The 20,555-nt window shown below is 48.9% G+C and carries 20 protein-coding genes and 1 riboswitch; of the genes, 2 read left to right on the top strand and 18 right to left on the bottom strand.

Going from position 1 to position 20,555, the window contains the following annotated elements; all coding sequences use genetic code 11:
* Positions 1 to 13 precede the first annotated feature (13 nt).
* From metF to metK, 3 genes are all read right to left on the bottom strand, one after another.
* Positions 14 to 850, bottom strand: a complete 837-nt coding sequence (gene metF, locus ACYVJG_RS00775) for a methylenetetrahydrofolate reductase [NAD(P)H] (RefSeq protein WP_460429336.1) — start codon at positions 848 to 850, stop codon at positions 14 to 16.
* A gap of 77 nt (positions 851 to 927) precedes the next feature.
* Positions 928 to 2,334, bottom strand: coding sequence for an adenosylhomocysteinase (ahcY, locus tag ACYVJG_RS00770; protein WP_460429335.1), 1,407 nt, complete (start codon positions 2,332 to 2,334; stop codon positions 928 to 930).
* 65 nt (positions 2,335 to 2,399) lie between these two features.
* Positions 2,400 to 2,468: riboswitch (S-adenosyl-L-homocysteine riboswitch) on the bottom strand.
* A 57-nt stretch (positions 2,469 to 2,525) separates the two neighbouring features.
* A complete protein-coding gene (gene metK, locus ACYVJG_RS00765) occupies positions 2,526 to 3,695 on the bottom strand; it encodes a methionine adenosyltransferase (RefSeq protein ID WP_022652611.1) in 1,170 nt (389 codons plus the stop codon).
* A 199-nt stretch (positions 3,696 to 3,894) separates the two neighbouring features.
* On the opposite strand from metK, the gene ACYVJG_RS00760 reads away from it, so the two are divergent.
* Positions 3,895 to 4,782 (top strand): lysophospholipid acyltransferase family protein, encoded by an 888-nt coding sequence (locus ACYVJG_RS00760; RefSeq protein WP_460429334.1) that lies wholly within the window; start codon positions 3,895 to 3,897, stop codon positions 4,780 to 4,782.
* 18 nt (positions 4,783 to 4,800) lie between these two features.
* Complete coding sequence (locus tag ACYVJG_RS00755; protein WP_460429333.1) at positions 4,801 to 5,661, top strand: lipid A biosynthesis lauroyl acyltransferase; 861 nt, start codon at positions 4,801 to 4,803, stop codon at positions 5,659 to 5,661.
* Between the two features lie 42 nt (positions 5,662 to 5,703).
* Here the strand turns inward: ACYVJG_RS00755 and ACYVJG_RS00750 are convergent, their stop codons facing one another.
* Genes ACYVJG_RS00750 through ACYVJG_RS00680 form a run of 15 tightly spaced genes read right to left on the bottom strand, consistent with a single transcriptional unit; the run spans position 5,704 to position 20,478 of the window.
* Positions 5,704 to 6,021, bottom strand: a complete 318-nt coding sequence (locus tag ACYVJG_RS00750; protein ID WP_460429332.1) for a DUF2818 family protein — start codon at positions 6,019 to 6,021, stop codon at positions 5,704 to 5,706.
* An 11-nt stretch (positions 6,022 to 6,032) separates the two neighbouring features.
* Positions 6,033 to 7,496: an NADH-quinone oxidoreductase subunit NuoN gene (gene nuoN / locus ACYVJG_RS00745; protein WP_460429331.1), complete on the bottom strand. Its 1,464-nt coding sequence runs from the start codon at positions 7,494 to 7,496 to the stop codon at positions 6,033 to 6,035.
* Positions 7,497 to 7,525: 29 nt separating this feature from the next.
* Positions 7,526 to 9,019 carry an NADH-quinone oxidoreductase subunit M gene (locus ACYVJG_RS00740; RefSeq protein WP_460429330.1) on the bottom strand — a complete coding sequence of 498 codons (1,494 nt, stop codon included), beginning with the start codon at positions 9,017 to 9,019 and terminating at the stop codon, positions 7,526 to 7,528.
* Positions 9,020 to 9,059: 40 nt separating this feature from the next.
* Positions 9,060 to 11,093 carry an NADH-quinone oxidoreductase subunit L gene (nuoL, locus tag ACYVJG_RS00735; protein ID WP_460429329.1) on the bottom strand — a complete coding sequence of 678 codons (2,034 nt, stop codon included), beginning with the start codon at positions 11,091 to 11,093 and terminating at the stop codon, positions 9,060 to 9,062.
* 32 nt (positions 11,094 to 11,125) lie between these two features.
* Complete coding sequence (gene nuoK, locus ACYVJG_RS00730) at positions 11,126 to 11,431, bottom strand: NADH-quinone oxidoreductase subunit NuoK (RefSeq protein WP_022652618.1); 306 nt, start codon at positions 11,429 to 11,431, stop codon at positions 11,126 to 11,128.
* Positions 11,432 to 11,458: 27 nt separating this feature from the next.
* A complete protein-coding gene (locus tag ACYVJG_RS00725) occupies positions 11,459 to 12,097 on the bottom strand; it encodes an NADH-quinone oxidoreductase subunit J (protein ID WP_460429328.1) in 639 nt (212 codons plus the stop codon).
* Positions 12,098 to 12,106: 9 nt separating this feature from the next.
* A complete protein-coding gene (gene nuoI, locus ACYVJG_RS00720) occupies positions 12,107 to 12,586 on the bottom strand; it encodes an NADH-quinone oxidoreductase subunit NuoI (RefSeq protein WP_211213653.1) in 480 nt (159 codons plus the stop codon).
* Between the two features lie 24 nt (positions 12,587 to 12,610).
* Positions 12,611 to 13,660, bottom strand: coding sequence for an NADH-quinone oxidoreductase subunit NuoH (gene nuoH, locus ACYVJG_RS00715; RefSeq protein ID WP_460429537.1), 1,050 nt, complete (start codon positions 13,658 to 13,660; stop codon positions 12,611 to 12,613).
* Positions 13,657 to 16,005: an NADH-quinone oxidoreductase subunit NuoG gene (gene nuoG, locus ACYVJG_RS00710; protein WP_460429327.1), complete on the bottom strand. Its 2,349-nt coding sequence runs from the start codon at positions 16,003 to 16,005 to the stop codon at positions 13,657 to 13,659. Before nuoG ends, nuoH begins: the two co-directional genes overlap by 4 nt.
* 35 nt (positions 16,006 to 16,040) lie before the next feature.
* Positions 16,041 to 17,336: an NADH-quinone oxidoreductase subunit NuoF gene (nuoF, locus tag ACYVJG_RS00705; protein WP_022652623.1), complete on the bottom strand. Its 1,296-nt coding sequence runs from the start codon at positions 17,334 to 17,336 to the stop codon at positions 16,041 to 16,043.
* Complete coding sequence (nuoE, locus tag ACYVJG_RS00700; protein ID WP_460429326.1) at positions 17,337 to 17,810, bottom strand: NADH-quinone oxidoreductase subunit NuoE; 474 nt, start codon at positions 17,808 to 17,810, stop codon at positions 17,337 to 17,339. It abuts the gene before it with no gap.
* A complete protein-coding gene (locus ACYVJG_RS00695; RefSeq protein ID WP_022652625.1) occupies positions 17,810 to 19,063 on the bottom strand; it encodes an NADH-quinone oxidoreductase subunit D in 1,254 nt (417 codons plus the stop codon). The genes nuoE and ACYVJG_RS00695 overlap by 1 nt, the downstream gene beginning before the upstream one ends.
* Positions 19,056 to 19,643 carry an NADH-quinone oxidoreductase subunit C gene (locus ACYVJG_RS00690; RefSeq protein ID WP_460429325.1) on the bottom strand — a complete coding sequence of 196 codons (588 nt, stop codon included), beginning with the start codon at positions 19,641 to 19,643 and terminating at the stop codon, positions 19,056 to 19,058. Before ACYVJG_RS00690 ends, ACYVJG_RS00695 begins: the two co-directional genes overlap by 8 nt.
* Positions 19,644 to 19,654: 11 nt before the next feature.
* Complete coding sequence (locus ACYVJG_RS00685) at positions 19,655 to 20,131, bottom strand: NuoB/complex I 20 kDa subunit family protein (protein ID WP_022652627.1); 477 nt, start codon at positions 20,129 to 20,131, stop codon at positions 19,655 to 19,657.
* Positions 20,122 to 20,478 (bottom strand): NADH-quinone oxidoreductase subunit A, encoded by a 357-nt coding sequence (locus tag ACYVJG_RS00680; RefSeq protein WP_022652628.1) that lies wholly within the window; start codon positions 20,476 to 20,478, stop codon positions 20,122 to 20,124. Before ACYVJG_RS00680 ends, ACYVJG_RS00685 begins: the two co-directional genes overlap by 10 nt.
* Positions 20,479 to 20,555 lie beyond the last annotated feature (77 nt).

The raw sequence follows: 20,555 nt of genomic DNA, 5'->3' as shown, positions 1-20,555 counted from the left end.
GAAACAAAATCGATTACAAGCCTAATCGCTGGCAGATAGTAGAGACAGTGCCTGCCTGATTCAAGGTATAAAAATGTAAACCCGGTGCCCCTTGGCTGAGTAAACGATCACACAGTGCGCTGATGACATCCAAGCCTAAAGCACGAATCGAAGCAGTATCATCGGCATACGATTGCAATTTTAAGCGCAACCAACGCGGAATCTCTGCACCGCAGGTGTCGGAGAAGCGAGCTAATTGACTGAAGTTATTGATTGGCATAATCCCCGGCACAATCGGGATATTCACACCCAGCGCTTGCACTTCATCAACAAAGGCAAAGTAAGCATCGGCATTAAAAAAGTATTGGGTAATCGCAGAATCCGCCCCAGCCTCGACTTTACGCACAAAATTGCGAATATCGGCATGGGCGGTGGTTGCTTGCGGGTGATATTCAGGATAAGCCGCCACTTCAATATGGAAGTGGGCACCATGCTGTTCACGAATAAAACTGACTAATTCATTTGCATAGCGAAACTCGCCAAACGTCCCCATTCCTGAGGGAATATCACCCCGCAATGCCACAATATGGCGGATGCCATGCTGACGATACTCTTGCAAGATGGCACTGATATTTTCACGCGTGGAACCAATACAAGACAAATGGGGCGCGGCAGCCAAACCTTCGCTACGAATATCCAACACAGCAGCCAAGGTCCCATCACGCGTAGTACCACCCGCACCAAAGGTGACAGAGAAAAAAGCCGGTTGAAACTGTGCCAGCTGTTGCCGTGTGGTGCGAAGTTTGGTCATCCCCTCAGGGGTTTTGGGCGGAAAAAATTCAAAACTGATAGTTGGTTTGGTTTGGCTCATCAATATATCCCCCGACAGCGATTTGATTAAAAAAAGACAGCGCCGAGGCGCTGTCTCTGTTAGATGCAGCTCATGGTTTAGTAGCGGTAGTGCGCTGCTTTGTATGGGCCTTGTTTTTCTACGCCGATATAACGTGCTTGTTCATCTGACAATTCGGTCAATTCGGCACCGATTCGTTCCAGATGTAAGCGGGCGACTTTTTCATCCAAGTGTTTTGGCAGGATATACACTTGATTGGCGTATTGTTGACCATTGGTAAACAACTCGACTTGTGCCAACACTTGGTTGGTAAAGCTATTGGACATCACAAACGAAGGGTGACCCGTGGCACATCCTAGATTAACCAAGCGGCCCTCAGCCAACAAAATCACACGTTTGCCATCTGGGAAGATGATGTGATCGACTTGCGGCTTAATGTTTTCCCACTGATATTGACGCAACGAGGCGACTTCAATTTCGCTGTCAAAGTGGCCGATGTTGCAAACAATGGCGTTGTGACGCATGTTTTTCATGTGATCGTGCGTAATCACCGACACATTACCGGTGGCAGTCACAAAAATATCGGCCTTGTCGCAGACATCATCCATCCGCACCACACGATAGCCTTCCATCGCTGCTTGCAACGCGCAAATAGGATCAATCTCTGTCACCCACACCGTAGCACCCAAGCCACGCAGCGATTGAGCACATCCTTTACCCACATCACCGTAGCCTAATACCACGGCAACCTTACCGGCAATCATCACATCGGTTGCACGTTTAATGCCATCAACCAACGATTCACGGCAACCATATAAGTTGTCGAATTTTGTCTTGGTCACTGAGTCATTGACGTTAATCGCTGGGAATGGCAATTCGCCACGCTCGGCCATCTGGTAGAGACGATGTACGCCGGTGGTGGTTTCTTCGGTCACGCCTTGAATATGTTGCAGACGCTTAGAGTACCAATGTGGATCTTGATCTAAATGGCGGGCAATCGCGGCAAACAGCGCGGTTTCTTCTTCGTTGGTGGGATGCGAAATTACGCTGCGGTCGTGTTCGGCCTTGCTGCCCAAAATCAACAACAGCGTTGCATCACCACCATCATCCAAAATCATATTGGCGGGTTGGTTTTCTGGCCATTCAAAAATGCGGTGAGAATATTCCCAGTACTCGTCTAAAGTCTCACCCTTGACGGCAAAGACAGGTACACCAGAGGCAGCAATCGCAGCAGCCGCATGATCTTGGGTGGAAAAGATATTGCATGATGCCCAGCGCACTTCCGCACCCAAGGCAGTTAAGGTTTCAATCAAAACAGCGGTCTGCACTGTCATGTGCAAAGAACCGGCGATACGCGCACCACGCAGGGGTTGTTGGTGACGGTATTCTTCACGCACCGCCATCAAACCTGGCATTTCGGTTTCGGCAATATTGAGTTCTTTACGACCCCAATCAGCCAAGGACATATCAGCAACAACATAATCTTTATCAGCCACAGCGTTCATGAACACTCCATAGAGGCGGTGGCCGGAGGGATGCGGTTCACCCGCAACCCGTACCGGCACGGATTGATGGGTGAGCGCCGTTAAAGATGCCGGGCCTGGGAGGAAACTGTCCTCTCGCAGCGCTCCCCGGCGAAGGGAAGAAAGCCAATTATACGTTAAACATCAGCCAACTCACACCGTGCAACCGTCAATTACAAACCTGCATCAGCGCGTAAAGCAGCGGCTTTGTCGGTCGCTTCCCAAGAGAATTCAGGCTCTTCACGACCGAAGTGACCATAAGCAGCAGTCTTGCCATAAATCGGACGCAGTAAGTCCAACATCTGCACAATGCCTTTTGGCCGTAAATCAAAATGTTTTTTCACTAATTCCACAATCAATTCATTTGGTACTACATTGGTTCCAAACGTATCCACCGAGATCGAAGTTGGCTTCGCCACACCAATCGCGTAAGAAACTTGAATTTGGCACTGACGCGCTAAACCTGCGGCAACAATGTTTTTAGCCACATAACGACCTGCATAAGCAGCAGAACGATCCACTTTTGACGGATCTTTACCAGAGAAGGCACCGCCACCATGTGGCGCTGCACCGCCATAGGTATCCACAATAATTTTGCGGCCAGTCAAACCACAATCCCCCATCGGGCCACCAATCACAAAACGGCCAGTGGGGTTAATCAAGTATTTGGTTTCGGCAGTCAACATATGAGCCGGCAAAACCGGCTTGATAATGTCTTCAATCACCGCTTCAGTCAGCGTTTCTTGTGTGATCTCAGGGGCATGTTGCGTTGACAACACCACAGTATCAATCCGCTTTGGCAAACCAGTTGCACTATCGTACACGCAAGTAATTTGCGACTTGGCATCAGGACGCAACCACGGCAGACGGCCATCTTTACGCAACTCGGCCTGACGTTGTACTAAACGGTGTGCATAGTAGATTGGGAAGGGCATTAGGCTTGGCGTTTCATCGCAAGCATAACCAAACATCAAACCTTGGTCGCCAGCACCTTGTTCCAAATCCAGCCCCTGCCCTTCGTTCACCCCTTGGGCAATATCCGGAGACTGTTTGTCATAGGCAACCAACACCGCACAACCGCGATAGTCAAAGCCTAAATCCGAGCGGTCATAACCAATGCGTTTGATGGTATCGCGAGCCACTTGGATGTAATCGACATTCGCGTGGGTGGTAATCTCACCCGCTAACACCACCAAACCTGTGTTGACCAACGTTTCAGCTGCCACGCGGGCATACTTGTCTTGGCTCAAAATGGCATCCAAGATCGCATCTGAAATTTGATCTGCCACCTTATCCGGATGGCCTTCGGACACGGATTCCGAAGTAAACAGGTATTCACTCATGTGTTTTTGCGAGACACCCTGTTACAAGAACAAGGGGGGATAGCTTAGCGTGGATGACGCTCCGTGCTCGCAGACTCCTTTCTGAAAAACGCTACCCTAAAACCTGACCTATCGCAGATGGCAACCAACTGACACTAGGCCAGACCTAAAAAACCGCTAAAATGCGCGGCACTGTTGATCCCTCGCCGAAAGGCCAACTGTGCGCGCTCGCCTTGCCCAATTTCTGATTACTGCTTTGTCTTATCTTCCGTTGCCACAGGTGCAAGTCATCGGTCGTTGTTTGGCTCGTCTTGCTGCGGGATTCTCCCCACGTTTTCGGCAACGCATTCAAGACAATCTTCACCACAGCAAAATCGCCGCAAGTTATCAGTCTGAAGCCAAATTGGTCAAACAAAGTATTGACCACATCGGGATGGGTGCAGCAGAACTCAGCATCGCGTGGTGCCGTACACCAGACGACATTATGCGCCTAGTACAAGCTTGTGAAGGTTGGGAACATATTGAGGCTGCACAAGCCCGTGGTGAAGGTTTGTTATTGGTGACACCTCATCTTGGTAATTATGACATTGCTGGGCGTTATGTTTCACAGCGCCTGTCCTGCCCATTAACCGCGATGTACCGTCCGCCAAAGTTAGCGTGGTTAGAACCCGTCATGAATCAAGGCCGTGTACGGGACAAGGGAAAAACAGCCCCGGCCACCCCAGCAGGGGTACGGCAAATTATGAAGGCTCTGCGCGCAGGCGAAGCAACCGTGATTCTACCGGATCAAGTGCCCAGTCAAGGTGATGGTGTTTGGGCACCATTTTTTGGTCGGCCAGCCTACACCATGACACTGGTGCCACGCCTAGCCACCATGAAGGGTGTGACTACCCTGTTTTTCTATGGCCACCGCTTGCCAAAAGGGGAAGGATTTATCATTAAAATCCGTCCCTTGCAAACACCTTTCACCGGCGATAAAGAACATGATGTCGCTTTGATGAATCAAATGGTGGAAAGTGTCATTTGCGAAGCGCCAGAACAATATTTATGGAGTTACAACCGTTACAAAAAACCCGCTGGCGTCCAACCACCCTCCTCTGCTTGTTAATTATTAAGAGACCTTTTTATGCGTTTTGCCATTTTTTTGTTATGGCTGCTACATCATTTGCCACTCAGTGTATTAAATTTATTTGCATGGCCAATTGGCAAACTGGCTTATTTACTGGCCAAAGAAAGAAGGCAGGTCGGTTTAATCAATTTACGCTTGTGTTTTCCTGACTGGAGCGAAACCAAACGGCGCGACATTATCCGGCAACATTTTCATGCAATGGCGAGAATGTTACTTGAGTATGGGATTATGTGGTATGCCACACCACAGCGCTTACAACGCCTAGTTAAAATTCACAACCTAGATTATCTAAAACAATATGAAAAAGAAAATGTGATTATTTTATACCCACACTTTGTTGGATTTGAAATGTGTGTATATCGTTTGAATTTAGAAAAAGCCTTAGTCAGTGTCTATTCAAACCAAAAAAACCCAATACTCAATCAACAGATTTATCAGGGAAGAATGCGTTTTAATAACGCTAAAATTGTCTCTCGGCAAGAAGGGCTACGTTCAATTATTAAAGCCATGAAAGATCATACTCCATTTGTTTATTTGCCCGATCAGGACTTTGGCCCAAAAGACTCTATTTTTGTTCCATTCTTTGGTGTTGAAGCAGCCACGATCACTGGGTTATCTCGTATTGCAAAGTTATCTAAAGCCAAAGTGATTCCAGCCATTCCCACTCGAGTAGGCAATCACTACGAGTTAACGTTCTACCCTGCATGGGAGAATTTTCCAACAGAAGACATTACAGCTGATACCCGTCGCATGAATGCTTTTATTGAAGAGCGAATTTTAGAGCAGCCCGAACAATATTTCTGGCTACACAAACGCTTTAAAACCCGACCTGAAGGTCAAGCACGGTTCTACAACTAAAAAAAGCCCCACTTATCGTGGGGCTTTTTATTTCAGACTATTTTATTGCCAAGCAGGTTTACGCCACCGCCAAAAATAGCGAACAACAAATCCGGGGAAGGCTAAAACCAAAAACAGAGATAAAGTTGTGGCATAGAATTGCCATTTTTGCGGATGGATAGGCGCTGTTTTCGACTCTAACCACAGCGCAAAAGCCCCCACCACCCCATACCACAACAACAACTCCAGTAGTTGCCACGCAAAATGTTTCTTACCTTTTTGCAGTGGCACAGGTATCAGCAAGAACACACGCTCTGAGACAAATGGCAAGTTAGCCGTTACCAATGCAACCAATAATAGCGCCAAGACTTGCCATTCCATACTTCAGATCCTTATGCCCCAGCAACCACTGACAGGGATTGTTTCATTGCATCAACACACAAGGTCAACAGGCTGTCTGGTACCACACCCAACACCAGCAGAGCCACCGCATTCAGACTCAACACCAGTTTCATTTCTGGGCGTGCAGCAGGCACAGGTTCATCGTTAGGCTCATCAAAATACATGCATTTCACAACACGCAAGTAGTAGAACGCACCCACCAACGAGAACACCACACCAACCACTGCTAACCAAACTAAACCTACGTCAACCGCCGCTTTTAAAACTGCAAACTTGGCGTAGAAACCTGCCAGAGGCGGGATACCAGCCATCGAGAACATGGTGAACAACATTAACAGCGCGTACCAACTGTTCTTTTGGTTCAGACCTTTGAGGTCGTCTAAAGTTTCACAATCGAAACCAGCGCGCGACAGCAATAACAAGATACCGAAGCCAGCCAGCGACATTAAGACATAAACCAAGATGTAGAACAGTGCTGCGGTGTAACCTGCTTCTGTACCAGCCAAAATACCAACCAACAGGAAACCCATGTGCGAAACAGTTGAGTACGCAAACATACGTTTCAGATTGGTTTGAGCAATAGCAGTAATATTACCCAGCGCCATCGACAACACAGCCAACACTACCAACATCATTTGCCAATCGGCCACTGCAGCACCCAAGCCTTGGGCCAAAATACGCCACACAAACACCATCGCAGCGATTTTAGGGGCAGCACCAATCATCAAGGTGATCGCAGTTGGCGAGCCGTGGTAAACGTCAGGCACCCACATGTGGAACGGCACTGCACCCAATTTAAAGGCCAAGCCTGCCACCACAAACACAATCCCAAACACCACCAACATGCTGTTCGCTTGGCCAGAAGCAATGTCATTTGCCACTTCAACCAAGAACAAGCTGCCAGTTGCACCGTAGAGCATCGACATGCCGTACAGCAACATGCCGGAGGCCAAAGCACCCAACACGAAATACTTCATCGCGGCTTCTAGTGCTGGGGTGGAGTCACGTTTCAACGCAATCAGCGCGTACAAGGCCAAAGACAACAGTTCCAAGCCAATGTACAGCGTGAGGAAATGGCTGGACGACACCATTACCATCATACCCAACAGACTAAACAAGGTCAGCGTGTAGTATTCACCCTTAAAGATGCCGTGGTTAGCTGCATATTGACGGGTGTAAACCAAAGTCACGGCCACCGCAATATACAAACCAATTTTGGCAAGATCAGAAACCGGATCATCAACAAACATGCCGCTGAAGGTCGTTTCTGGATAAGGTACCCAAGTAGTCAAAGTCAGCACAGCACAGCCCAACAGGGTGAGCAATGTCAACCCGTAGGTAATTCCCCGCTTGGCATCAGACAGAAACAAGTCCAGTACCAAGATGACGGATAAAGCCGTGAGGAGAAAAATCTCGGGCAATGCCGGCATCAGATTCAAATCAGCCCAACTCATCTAATTCTTTCCTTATGAACAGCACTGCCTTACAGCTTAGATTGAGCAACATGCGCGATCAGGTCATTAACCGATACATGCATAACCTTGACGAACATCTCGGGATACAAGCCCATGCCAAGCACCATCACAGCCAAGATAGCCAAGATCAGGAACTCACGCTTGTTCACATCTTCCATTTCAGCAACATGACTGTTCGCCACATCACCAAACACAACTCGCTTATACATCCATAAGGTGTAAGCAGCGCCGAAGATCAGGGTAGTGGCCGCAGCGAAGGCTGCCCAGAAGTTCACTTGTAATGCGCCCATGATCACCATGAACTCACCGACGAAACCAGAGGTTGCAGGTAAACCCGAGTTCGCCATCGCAAACAACAGGAAGAATGCGGCAAAGATTGGCATCCGGTTTACAACGCCGCCATAGTCAGCAATGTTCCGTGTATGCAGACGGTCGTACATCACGCCGATACACATAAACATGGCAGCCGAGACAAAACCGTGAGAGACCATCTGCACAATCGCGCCTTCGATCGCCCATGGGTTGAGCTCATTACCAGCAAACAAGAACAAACCTAACGTGACAAAACCCATGTGAGAAATGGAGGAGTAAGCCACCAATTTCTTCATATCGGTTTGCACCAACGCAACCAGACCGATGTAAACCACTGCCACCAACGACAAGGCTACCATCAACCACGCTAATTCACGCGACGCATCAGGCACAATCGGCAACACAAAACGTAAGAAGCCATAAGCACCAATTTTCAGCGTGATTGCTGCCAGCACCATCGAGCCACCGGTCGGTGCTTCAACGTGAGCATCGGGCAACCAAGTGTGCACAGGCCACATTGGTACCTTCACTGCAAAAGACATAAAGAAGGCAATGAAGATCAGGATTTGTGCGGTTAATGGCAGTGGCAGGGTGTGATACTTGAGAATTTCAAAGCTATAGCCAGCTTGGAAGTACAAGTAGATGAACGCCACCAACATTAACAACGAACCCAACAGCGTGTAGAGGAAGAATTTAATCGACGCATACACACGACGTGGGCCGCCCCAGACACCGATGATCAGATACATCGGGATCAGCATTGCTTCGAAGAAGACGTAGAACAGCACAGCATCAAGGGCAGCAAAAGCACCATTGATCAGGCCAGACATCACTAAGAAAGCAGCCATATACTGGGCGACACGCTTTTCGATCACCTGCCATCCAGCTAATACCACTAATAAGGTGGTAAAGCTGTTGAGGATCACAAACAGCATCGAAATGCCGTCAACACCAAGGTGATAATTGATGTTTAAGCTAGCAATCCAAGAAAACTTCTCTTCGAATTGCATCCCGCCATGTAGCGTATCAAATTGAGTATAAAGGGGCAGCGTGACAAGGAAGCCCAAGGCAGCCCCCGCCAACGCGAGGAGACGTGCCATATTGGCATTCTTGTCCCCACCCGTCGCTATCACCAGCAATCCGGCCACAATAGGTGTCCAGATTGCCAGACTTAACAGATTTTCAACCATAAGCCCAACCTAACAGTTTCGAGATATTTGTTGTCGTTGTTCAGCGTGCAATGACACCAGAGAGCCAAAGGGTCATCAAACCGAGAACTCCAATAATCATTGCTGTTGCGTAACTGTAGATGAAGCCGGATTGCAGCTTGCGGGTCACGCGGGAGAACAGCCCTACCAGCTTTGCCGAACCATTCACTACCAAGCCATCAATCAGCGCTTGATCACCCACTTTCCAGAAGCCAGTCCCTAACAGGCGCGAACCTTTGGCAAAGAGAGCAAAGTAAATGTCATCAAGATAGTATTTGTTTTCCAACAGCGTATAGATTGGGCCAGACATTCTCTTGATCGCAGCAGGAATCTGTGGTGCCTTCATATAGAAGAACCATGCCGTTACCACACCTGCCAACGCTAACCAGAATGGTAAAGTTTGCAAGGCATGAGCGGTCATTGCTGCCGCACCGTGGAAATGCTCTGCCATGGTTGCCATCGCTGGGTGAGCTTCATGATCGATGTAGATGATACCTTTGAAGAAATCACCGTAGAGCATCGGCTCAATTGCGATGTAACCAATAACAACCGAAGGAATCGCCAACAAGACCAGTGGCAGCGTTACCACCCATGGGCTTTCGTGTGGTTTGTCATTCGGGCCTAAACCGTGATGATGGTCGTGGTCATCGTGTGCATCATGATGATGGTCATCATGTTGTACTTTCATCCAACGCTCTTCACCATGGAACACCAAGAAGTAAAGACGGAAGCTATAGAAAGCGGTAATGAAGACGCCTGCAACCACCGCGAAGTAAGCAAAACCGCTACCTGCCAGGTTGGATGCATGGACAGCTTCAATAATCGAGTCTTTCGAGTAGAAGCCAGCAAAGAATGGAGTGCCAATCAGTGCCAAAGAACCAATCAAGCTCGTGATCCAAGTAATCGGCATGTATTTGCGCAGACCACCCATATTACGCATATCTTGGTCGTGGTGCATACCAATGATGACCGAGCCTGCTGCTAAGAACAGCAACGCTTTGAAGAATGCATGAGTCATCAAGTGGAACACTGCTACATTGTAGGCCGACACACCCAGAGCCACAGTCATATAACCGAGCTGGGACAGAGTGGAATAAGCCACGACGCGCTTGATGTCGTTTTGTACGATGCCCAAGAAACCCATGAACAACGCGGTGATCGAACCTGCCACCAATACCACCGACAAGGCAGTATCAGACAATTCGAACAGTGGCGACATACGAGATACCATAAAGATACCGGCGGTCACCATCGTAGCAGCGTGAATCAGCGCGGAAATCGGTGTTGGACCTTCCATCGAGTCGGGCAGCCAAACATGCAGAGGGAACTGCGCCGACTTACCCATGGCACCAATAAACAGAAGAATACAGGTGACGGTCATCAACGACCAAGTTGAACCCGGAATCAGTTCAATGGTGGCATCTTTTAGTGCAGGTGCAGCAGCAAACACATCGGTGTAGTTCAACGAACCGCCGAAGTGATACAACACCATACCAATCCCTAACGCAAAACCAAAGTCACCAACACGGTTAACCAAGAACGCTTTTAAGTTGGCAAAAATGGCTGTTGGTTTTTTAAACCAGAAACCAATCAACAGATACGACACCAAACCAACAGCTTCCCAGCCGAAGAACAGCTGTACGAAGTTGTTAGACATCACCAACATCAACATCGAGAAGGTGAACAGTGAGATGTAACTGAAGAAACGCTGATAGCCAGGATCTTCCGACATGTAACCGATGGTGTAGATATGCACCATCAGCGACACCGAAGTCACGACGACCATCATCATGGCAGTTAAATTATCGACCAAAAACCCGACCGAATATTCGATGCCGTTGACGGTTAACCAAGTGTAAATGTTACCGTTGAATGGCTCACCACCATTCAACAGATAGTTTAGGGTGTACGCAGAACCGATGGCAGACACCATCACCCCTGCAATGGTCGCGACGTGCGCCGCACGACGACCAATCGCCCAACCAAATAAGCCTGCTAAAGCCGAGCCGAGCAAAGGCGCTAGCGCGATTAGCAGATATAAGCTCTTCATCTCCATGATTTCTGTGCTTCTCTTTCGTTCGGTTCGCGTCAGCCTTTGAGGCTGCCCAGGTCTTCGACACTGATGGTACGCAGGTTACGGAACAGGCCAACCATAATAGCCAAACCAATCGCTGATTCAGCGGCTGCCACGGTCAGGATAAAGAAGACAAAAATCTGCCCACCCGTATCGGAGAGGTATTTAGAAAACGCGATAAAGTTGTAATTCACCGCCAACAGCATCAATTCAATTGCCATCAGCAACACAATTACATTTTTACGGTTAAGCAAAATACCCAGCACGCTAATGGCAAACAAAATCGCCCCAAGCACTAAGTAATGAGTCAAAGTCAGCACGGCATCTCCCTGAGTTCAATACGCAGCTCAGGCCGCGGATTCGTTGTTGTCAGTATCAGCGTTGGCACGTGGCTCGGCATCCATCTTGAGCACACGAACACGATCAGCACGTTGTACACGAACCTGAACAGCAGGGTCGATATACTTGGTGTCTTTGCGCTTACGCATGGTTAATGCAATCGCTGCGACAATCGCCAGCAACAGCAGTACAGCAGCCAACTCAAACGGCAGCAAATAGGTGGTGTAGATTTGTAAACCTAACTCACGCACATTGCTCATGCCTTCGGCCAGCGGGGCAATTTCGTTCATGCTCGACAAATCTGCTGATGGACTTAACAACACCATCACCATTTCAACGACCATGATCACTGCAACCGTTCCTGCTAGCGGCAAATGTCGCCAAAAGCCTTCGTGGAGTTTTTCGAAGTTGATATCCAACATCATCACCACGAACAAGAACAACACCATCACCGCACCGACATAAACCAGCACTAAGGCGATTGCCAGAAACTCAGCTTGCATCAGCAGCCAATGGCCAGCGGCAGAGAAAAAAGCCAGCACCAAGAACAACGCAGCATGGACTGGGTTTTTGGCTGTCACCACCCGCAAACCAGAGTAGAGCACGATGGCTGACAACACATAGAACACAACTTCTTGAAACGACATGTTCCCCCCTTAACGGTATTTGGCGTCAGCTTCACGCGCTTTGGCAATTTCGGCTTCGTACTTATCACCCACCGCTAACAACATCGGTTTGGTGTAGTACAGATCACCACGTTTCTCACCGTGATACTCATAAATGTGAGTTTCCACAATGGCATCGACAGGACAGGATTCTTCACAAAAACCACAGAAGATGCATTTTGTCAGGTCAATTTCGTAGCGTGTGGTACGGCGAGAGCCATCATCACGTTTTTCCGATTCGATGGAGATTGCCATCGCAGGACACACGGCTTCGCACAACTTACATGCAATACAGCGTTCTTCACCGTTTGGATAGCGACGCTGCGCATGCAAACCACGGAAGCGCGGACTGTAAGGGGTGCGCTCGTCGGGGTATTGCACGGTAATTTTACGCTGGAAGAAGTGACGCCCAGTCAGCGCCATCCCTTTCAGCAATTCGACCAGCAGGAAGGTCTTGAAGAAATTTTTCAACATTGCGTTAGCCTTCTTGTCCCGTTAGTTCCACAGCGACAGCGGACTCATCATCCACGCACCAACTACCACCACCCACACCAAAGTGACCGGAATAAACACTTTCCAACCCAAACGCATGATTTGGTCATAACGATAACGTGGGAAAGTGGCGCGGAACCACAGGAAGCAGAACAACACCAAGGCTGCTTTCAACAACAGCCAGTGAATACCTGCAGCACCCAATACCGGAATCGAAGCAGGGAATGGAGATAACCAGCCACCCAAGAACATCAGCGCAGTCAAGGCAGCAATCAAAATCATGTTGGCGTATTCAGCCAAGAAGAAGATCGCAAAAGCCATACCGGAATATTCAACGTGGAAACCCGCCACGATCTCAGACTCACCTTCAGCTACGTCAAAAGGTGCGCGGTTGGTTTCAGCAACGCCGGAGATCAGGTAAACCACGAACATGGGGAACAGTGGCAACCAGTTCCAAGACAAGATAGAACCGCCAGCCAAACCAACAGCTTGTTGGTTCACAATCTCAACCAAGTTTAGGCTGCCAGACACCATCAACACGCCGACCAGAGCAAAGCCCATCGCAATTTCGTACGACACGATTTGCGCTGCAGAACGCATTGCACCTAAGAAAGAGTATTTTGAGTTTGCAGCCCAACCTGCCACGATCACGCCATACACCCCCATCGAGGTGATCGCCATGATATAGAGCAGAGAGGCATCAATGTTGGCTAGAACCAAATTGGGAGTGAAAGGCATCACCGCCCATGCCGCCAGTGCTGGCAAAATCGATAACACTGGCGCCAAGATGAACAAAAATTTGCTCGACTTGGTGGGCATGATGATTTCTTTGGTCAACAGCTTTAACGCATCAGCGATAGGCTGTAACAAACCCTTCGGCCCAACACGGTTTGGGCCGATACGGATTTGCATATAACCAATGACTTTACGTTCTGCCAGCGTCAGGTAGGCAACACAACCCAACAAAGGCAAAACAATGGCCACGATTTTCAACAATGTCCAGGCAGCGAGGCCAAGATCATTTCCTAACAACGCTTGGAAGAACTCCATTATTTACCCCGCACAATGTCAATTCGGCCAAACATCGCACCCAAACTGGCTGTCAATGGATGAGCAGTTGGAACACGAGCCACACCAACTGGCAAAGTCGCATCTTCGCCAACGGTTAAACTCACCTCAGCCTCACCTTGACGCACAGTCACAGTTTGGCCAGCTTGCAATTGTTGTTCGCGCAAGGTCTCTGGATGTAAACCCAAGATTGGCGCACGCGCATCAGCAGTCTGTTGCAGACTGACCGCACGACGGCATAAGGCATCGGCCTGATAGATAGGGACTTCACCAAGACGCTGTAACCCGTCGGTCACAACAGCAGTATTCACTGTCACTGCATCCGTTTTCAGGGTGTTATCTAAACCTGTCACACGATCGGCATTCAGCTGTTTTGCAAACTCAGTACGAATTTCTTCTACAGATGAGAAGTCAAAACCGCTAGCTTGGGCCAAGTTACCCAGCACGCGCAGCACTTTCCATGCAGGACGTGTTTCACCCAACGGCTTAACCACACCATTAAAGGTTTGCAAACGGCCTTCCATGTTGACAAAACTGCCGGCTGTTTCTGTAAACGGCGCAATTGGCAGCAACACATCAGCACAAGCCAACAGTTCAGGTGAGCGGAAGGCTGTCAGTGCAGCCACCATCTTGGCTTGACCTAAAGTGGCTTTTGCGACTTGAGGGTTATGTGCATCAAAATCGGGTTCGGTATTGAGCAAGACGTAAGCGGCTTGAGGTTGTGCCAGCATTTGTGCTGCATTCAATCCACCCTGATCAGGACGGAAGAACAGCTCAGCGCCAACGCTGTTAGCCGCTTCACCGAACACACCAAAACGGGCACCCGTTAAGCGGGACAGTTCTTGCACCAGCAATAACAACTCGCTAAACGCTGGGTGATGTTGAGCCAAATGACCCAAAACAATCGCGCCGGTTTCTGCTTCAGACAAAGAAGCCGCTATACGACGTGCTTCATCAGCGATTGACACGCCATCCAACGACAACTGACAGGATTCTTGTTTCAGTTCAGCTGCAGCCGCCACTACCTGTGCCAAGGCGTTCACCAATGCTGCGGGAGCGACCACTAATTTAGCATGCGTGTCAGTGCGTAGATCATCATCAGCCAAAGCCACCAAATTCAGTTGGGTACCTTTTTTGACTGATTGACGCAGGCGTGCAGCAAGCAGAGGTTGCTCTTTGCGTAGCGTTGAGCCAATCACCAGCACGGATTTGGCCGCAGCCAATTCAACGACATCGCAGCCCAGCCACAGAGCACCATGCTGCAGGCCATCAGCGCGGAAGTCAGCGCGACGAGTACGGTAATCTGTATTCTTCACCCCTAACGCACGTGCCAATTTCTTAAGAGCAAATAACTCTTCTGTAGTGGAGTGGGGAGAAGCTAAGAAGGCAACACGATCGGCACCGTCACGAGTGATGATGTCTTTTAGACCGTGAGAAACATAGTCAAGCGCCGCTGCCCAGTCGGTTTCAATCCAACGACCATCTTGTTTGACCATCGGCTTGGTCAAGCGCAAATCGCTGTTTAATGCTTCGTAAGAGAAGCGATCACGGTCGGCCAGCCAGCATTCGTTGATGTTTTCGTTTTCTAATGGCAATGCACGATAAACACGATTGTGTTTGACTTGCAGCACCATATTGCTACCCAAACCATCATGTGGGCTAACAGATTTACGGCGTGACAGTTCCCAAGTCCGGGCAGAATAACGGAAAGGTTTCGAGGTCAACGCACCCACAGGGCACAAGTCGATCACGTTACCTGAAATCTCGGAATCCACTGTCTTACCTAAGAAAGGCAAAATTTCAGAGAATTCGCCACGATGTGCCATACCAATTTCTTGGAAGCCACCGATTTCCTCGGTAAAACGCACGCAACGGGTGCAGTGAATACAACGCGCCATTTCTTCAGCAGAAACCAGCGGGCCCATATTTTTTTCAGGGACCGACCGTTTTTCCTCTTGATAGCGCGAATCGCCACCACCATAACCAACAGCGAGGTCTTGTAATTGACACTCGCCCCCTTGGTCACAAATTGGACAGTCTAAAGGATGATTAATGAGCAAGAACTCCATCACCCCTTTCTGTGCTTTCACCGCCAGATCAGAATGGGTAAATACCTTCATTCCATCTGTCACGGGTGTCGCACAGGCGGGTAATGGTTTTGGTGCTTTCTCAACCTCAACCAAACACATACGGCAGTTCGCCGCGATAGACAGTTTTTTGTGATAGCAAAAATGCGGAATATAGGTCCCGACCTGATGAGCAGCATCCATGATTGTGGAGCCGTCCGGCACAGTCAGCTTTTTGCCGTCGATTTCAATTTCCAATGCCATAGCGATATGCTACCTCTACTCACCGGTCGAGCCGGTTAACACCATTTGTGGTTGACCAGACACTTCTTATGTTCGATGTGATACTCGAACTCGTTGCGGAAGTGTTTCGTAAAGCTACGGACAGGGAAGACCGCAGCATCAGCCAAGGCGCAGATGGTACGTCCGGCCATGTTATTGCCTACCGATGTCAATAAATCTAAATCTTCAGGACGACCTAAGCCATGTTCGATGCGATGGATAACACGGTATAACCAACCGGTACCCTCACGGCATGGCGTACATTGACCACAGGATTCTTCGTGATAAAAATAGGCAAGGCGTTCTAGCGCTTTCACCATACAGATATCTTCATTCATCACAATCACGGCACCAGAACCCAACATCGAACCTGCTTTAGCGATGCTGTCGTAGTCCATCGTGACGTCCATCATGATGTCGCCAGGCAGAACAGGCGCAGAAGATCCACCGGGAATCACGGCTTTCAGTTTTTTACCGTCGCGCATACCACCGCACATCTCAAGCAAGGTTGAGAATGGTGTTCCAAGCGGAATTTCATAGTTACCTGGACGGTTGACATGGCCTGATACCGAGAACAGCTTCGTACCACCGTTGTTTGGCTTACCCTGCTCTAAGAACCGAGTGCCACCATCACGGATAATAAAAGGTACCGAAGCAAACGATTCAGTATTGTTAATCGTGGTGGGTTTACCGTACAAACCGAAAGACGCTGGGAACGGTGGTTTGAAACGAGGCTGACCTTTTTTGCCTTCTAATGATTCTAGCAAGGCAGTTTCTTCACCACAGATATAAGCACCATAGCCGTGGTGAGCATACAGTTCGAAGTTAAAGCCCGAACCACAGATATTTTGTCCCAATAGACCGGCTTGGCGCGCTTCTTCGAGCGCCTCTTCGAAACGTTCATACATCTCAAAGATCTCGCCGTGGATGTAGTTATACCCACAGCGAGAACCCATGGCATAACCCGCAATGATCATACCTTCGATCAAAGAGTGAGGGTTGTAGCGCAGAATATCGCGGTCTTTAAAAGTGCCAGGTTCACCCTCGTCGGTATTACATACAACGTATTTTTCACCAGGAAAACTACGAGGCATGAAAGACCATTTCAAACCTGTTGGGAAACCAGCACCACCCCGACCACGCAAACCAGAGCCTTTTACTTCAGCAATGACTTCGTCTTGGGGAATCTTGTTTTCCAGGATTTTTTTCAGTGCCTGATAGCCACCACGCTTGAGGTAGGCATCCAAATGCCAACAACCAGCATCGCTGGTGTCAACACCTTCAAAGATCACGCCCGAAGCATAAATCGCCATTTATTTCAGCTCCGCGAGTTTTTTATCGATGGCTTCACGAGACATGAAGCTGCACATGGTGTGATTGTTCACCAACAAAACCGGCGCATCACCACAGGCTCCCATACATTCACCTTCACAGAGAGTGAATTTTCCGTCGGCAGTGGTCTCGCCAAAATCAATCCCTAATTTTTGCTTAAGGTATTCAGCGGCATCATAGCCACCAGATAAGGCACAGGGTAGGTTGGTACATACCGTGATCTTATGTTTCCCAACAGGGGAAAGATCATACATGTTGTAGAAGGTCGCGACTTCGTAAGCCGCCACAGGCGAAATACCAATGTAGTTAGCAACGAACTCGATGGTTTCTGTTGCCAACCAACCCTTTTCTGTTTGAGCAATACGCAAGGCACCCATCACTGCCGAGCGGCGTTGGTCAGCAGGATACTTTGCCAGTTCGCGATCGATTTTTTCGATAGATTCTTGGGACAACATCAGCGGTCAATCTCCCCGAACACAATATCCTGAGTACCAATAATGGCCACCACGTCAGCCAGCATATGACCTTTTGCCATTTCATCCATAGCAGCCAAATGCGCGTAACCCGGCGCACGAATCTTCAGGCGATAGGGTTTGTTTGCCCCATCCGAGACCAAATAGATACCAAATTCACCTTTTGGATGTTCAACAGCAGAGTAAGCCTCGCCTTCAGGGACATGCATCCCTTCAGTGAACAGTTTGAAGTGGTGAATCAATTCTTCCATGTTGGACTTCATGTCCACACGTTTTGGTGGTGCGACTTTGTGGTTGTCGGTGATGACAGGGCCTTGGTTAGCACGCAACCATTGTATACATTGTTTGATGATGCGGTTGGATTGACGCATTTCTTCGATACGAACCAAATAGCGGTCGTAGCAATCGCCGTTTACCCCAACAGGAATATCAAAATCCATGCGGTCGTAGACTTCGTAAGGCTGTTTTTTACGCAAGTCCCATGCAATACCCGAACCACGCACCATTGGACCGGAGAAACCCAACGCCAATGCGCGCTCAGGGGTCACCACGCCAATACCAACAGTACGCTGTTTCCAAATCCGGTTGTCAGTCAACAGCGTTTCGTACTCATCAACACAAGTTGGGAAGCGATTGGTGAAATCTTCAATGAAATCAAGCAGCGAACCTTGACGATTTTCGTTTAACTTCGCCAGTTCGCGTGCATTTTTGATTTTTGAGAATTCGTACTGTGGCATTGAATCGGGCAAATCACGATACACGCCACCAGGACGATAGTAGGCCGCGTGCATCCGCGCCCCAGACACTGCTTCGTAGCAGTCCATCAGGTCTTCGCGTTCACGGAAGGCATACAAGAACACGGTCATCGCGCCAATATCTAATGCGTGCGCACCGATCCACATTAAGTGGTTCAGAATCCGTGTGATTTCATCAAACATCACACGAATGTATTGTGCTCGCAATGGAACATCGATACCAAGCAGCTTTTCAATCGCCATACAGTAAGCATGTTCATTACACATCATCGACACATAGTCGAGACGGTCCATGTACGGTACAGATTGAATAAAGGTTTTGTACTCGGCTAGTTTTTCTGTGCCGCGATGCAGTAGCCCAATGTGCGGGTCAGCACGAACGATCACTTCGCCGTCCATCTCTAACACCAGACGCAACACGCCGTGAGCAGCCGGGTGCTGAGGACCAAAGTTAAGGGTGAAGTTGCGGATCTCAGCCACCGTAGTTCTCCTCGCGAAGGATGCGCGGGGTAATTTCGCGCGGCTCGATTGTGACTGGCTGGTAAATCACACGCCCTTGAACTGGGTCGTAGCGCATTTCAACGTGACCAGACAGCGGGAAATCTTTACGGAATGGATGACCGACAAAACCGTAGTCAGTCAAAATACGACGTAAATCAGGATGGCCTTCGAAGACGATACCGTATAGATCGAACGCTTCACGTTCAAACCAGTTTACCCCCGGCCATACGTTGACTAACGATGGCACCACGGGGAAATCGTCTTCTTCAGCAAAGAAGCGTACACGTAAGCGAATGTTGTTTTTAACTGACAGCAGATGGCAAACAACAGCGAAGCGTAAGCCATCGTATTGGCCATCTTTGTATGCACTGTAGTCGACACCGCACAGATCAATACATTCTTCAAAACCGAATTGATCGCGTAAGGTGGTACAGGATTGTACTGCATTGGCCGCACGCAAGACGATAGTGAGTTCACCACGGTCTAATACGGCCAGTTTTAATTCACCACCCAAAGTTGCCTCAAGTGAGGTTTTGAGTGCTTCCAGTTTGGATGCCATAGTCTCAGTCCTCAACGGGCAATGGTATAGGTTCGTTTAATCTTGTTCTGCAGCTGAATAATGCCATACAACAGCGCTTCTGCTGTTGGAGGACAGCCAGGCACGTAGACATCGACAGGCACTACACGATCACAGCCACGCACTACCGAGTAAGAGTAGTGATAGTAACCGCCACCATTCGCACAGGAACCCATAGAAATGACCCAGCGTGGCTCAGCCATCTGGTCATACACCTTACGCAGCGCAGGAGCCATCTTATTACACAGCGTACCCGCAACAATCATCAAGTCAGATTGACGCGGACTGGGGCGAAACACAATACCGAAGCGGTCGAGGTCATAACGCGAAGCACCTGCTTGCATCATTTCCACCGCACAACAGGCCAAGCCAAAAGTCATTGGCCACAGAGAACCGGTACGGGTCCAGTTAATGACTTTATCCGCCGTTGTGGTGACAAAGCCCTTTTCCAAAACGCCTTCTATTCCCATTCCAGCGCTCCCTTTTTCCACTCATAGACAAAGCCGACCACGAGAATTGCAAGAAACACAACCATGGCGCCGAAACCGAACATACCGATTTCTTTCAGAACGACTGCCCACGGGAAAAGGAAAGCAATTTCGAGGTCAAACAGGATAAACAAGATGGCGACGAGGTAGTAGCGCACGTCGAACTTCATACGTGCATCTTCAAATGCCTCAAAACCACACTCATATGGAGAAAGTTTTTCGGGATCTGGCCGATTGGGAGAAATAAGTCGCCCTAACAGAATCGGAACCACACCAACTAACAGGCCAACGATCACAAAAAGAAGGATCGGAAAATAATTCGATAGCATTTCCCGTTTCACCCCAAAAAAAAGAGGCAAACGCCTCTTTTTGTTTGAAAAACAAGCTAAAAACTTGTTTCTGTAAA

The organism is Aquaspirillum soli (assembly GCF_054781915.1).
Note: the sequence above shows the minus strand (reverse complement) of the source record. Positions and strands in the feature narration are given on the sequence as shown.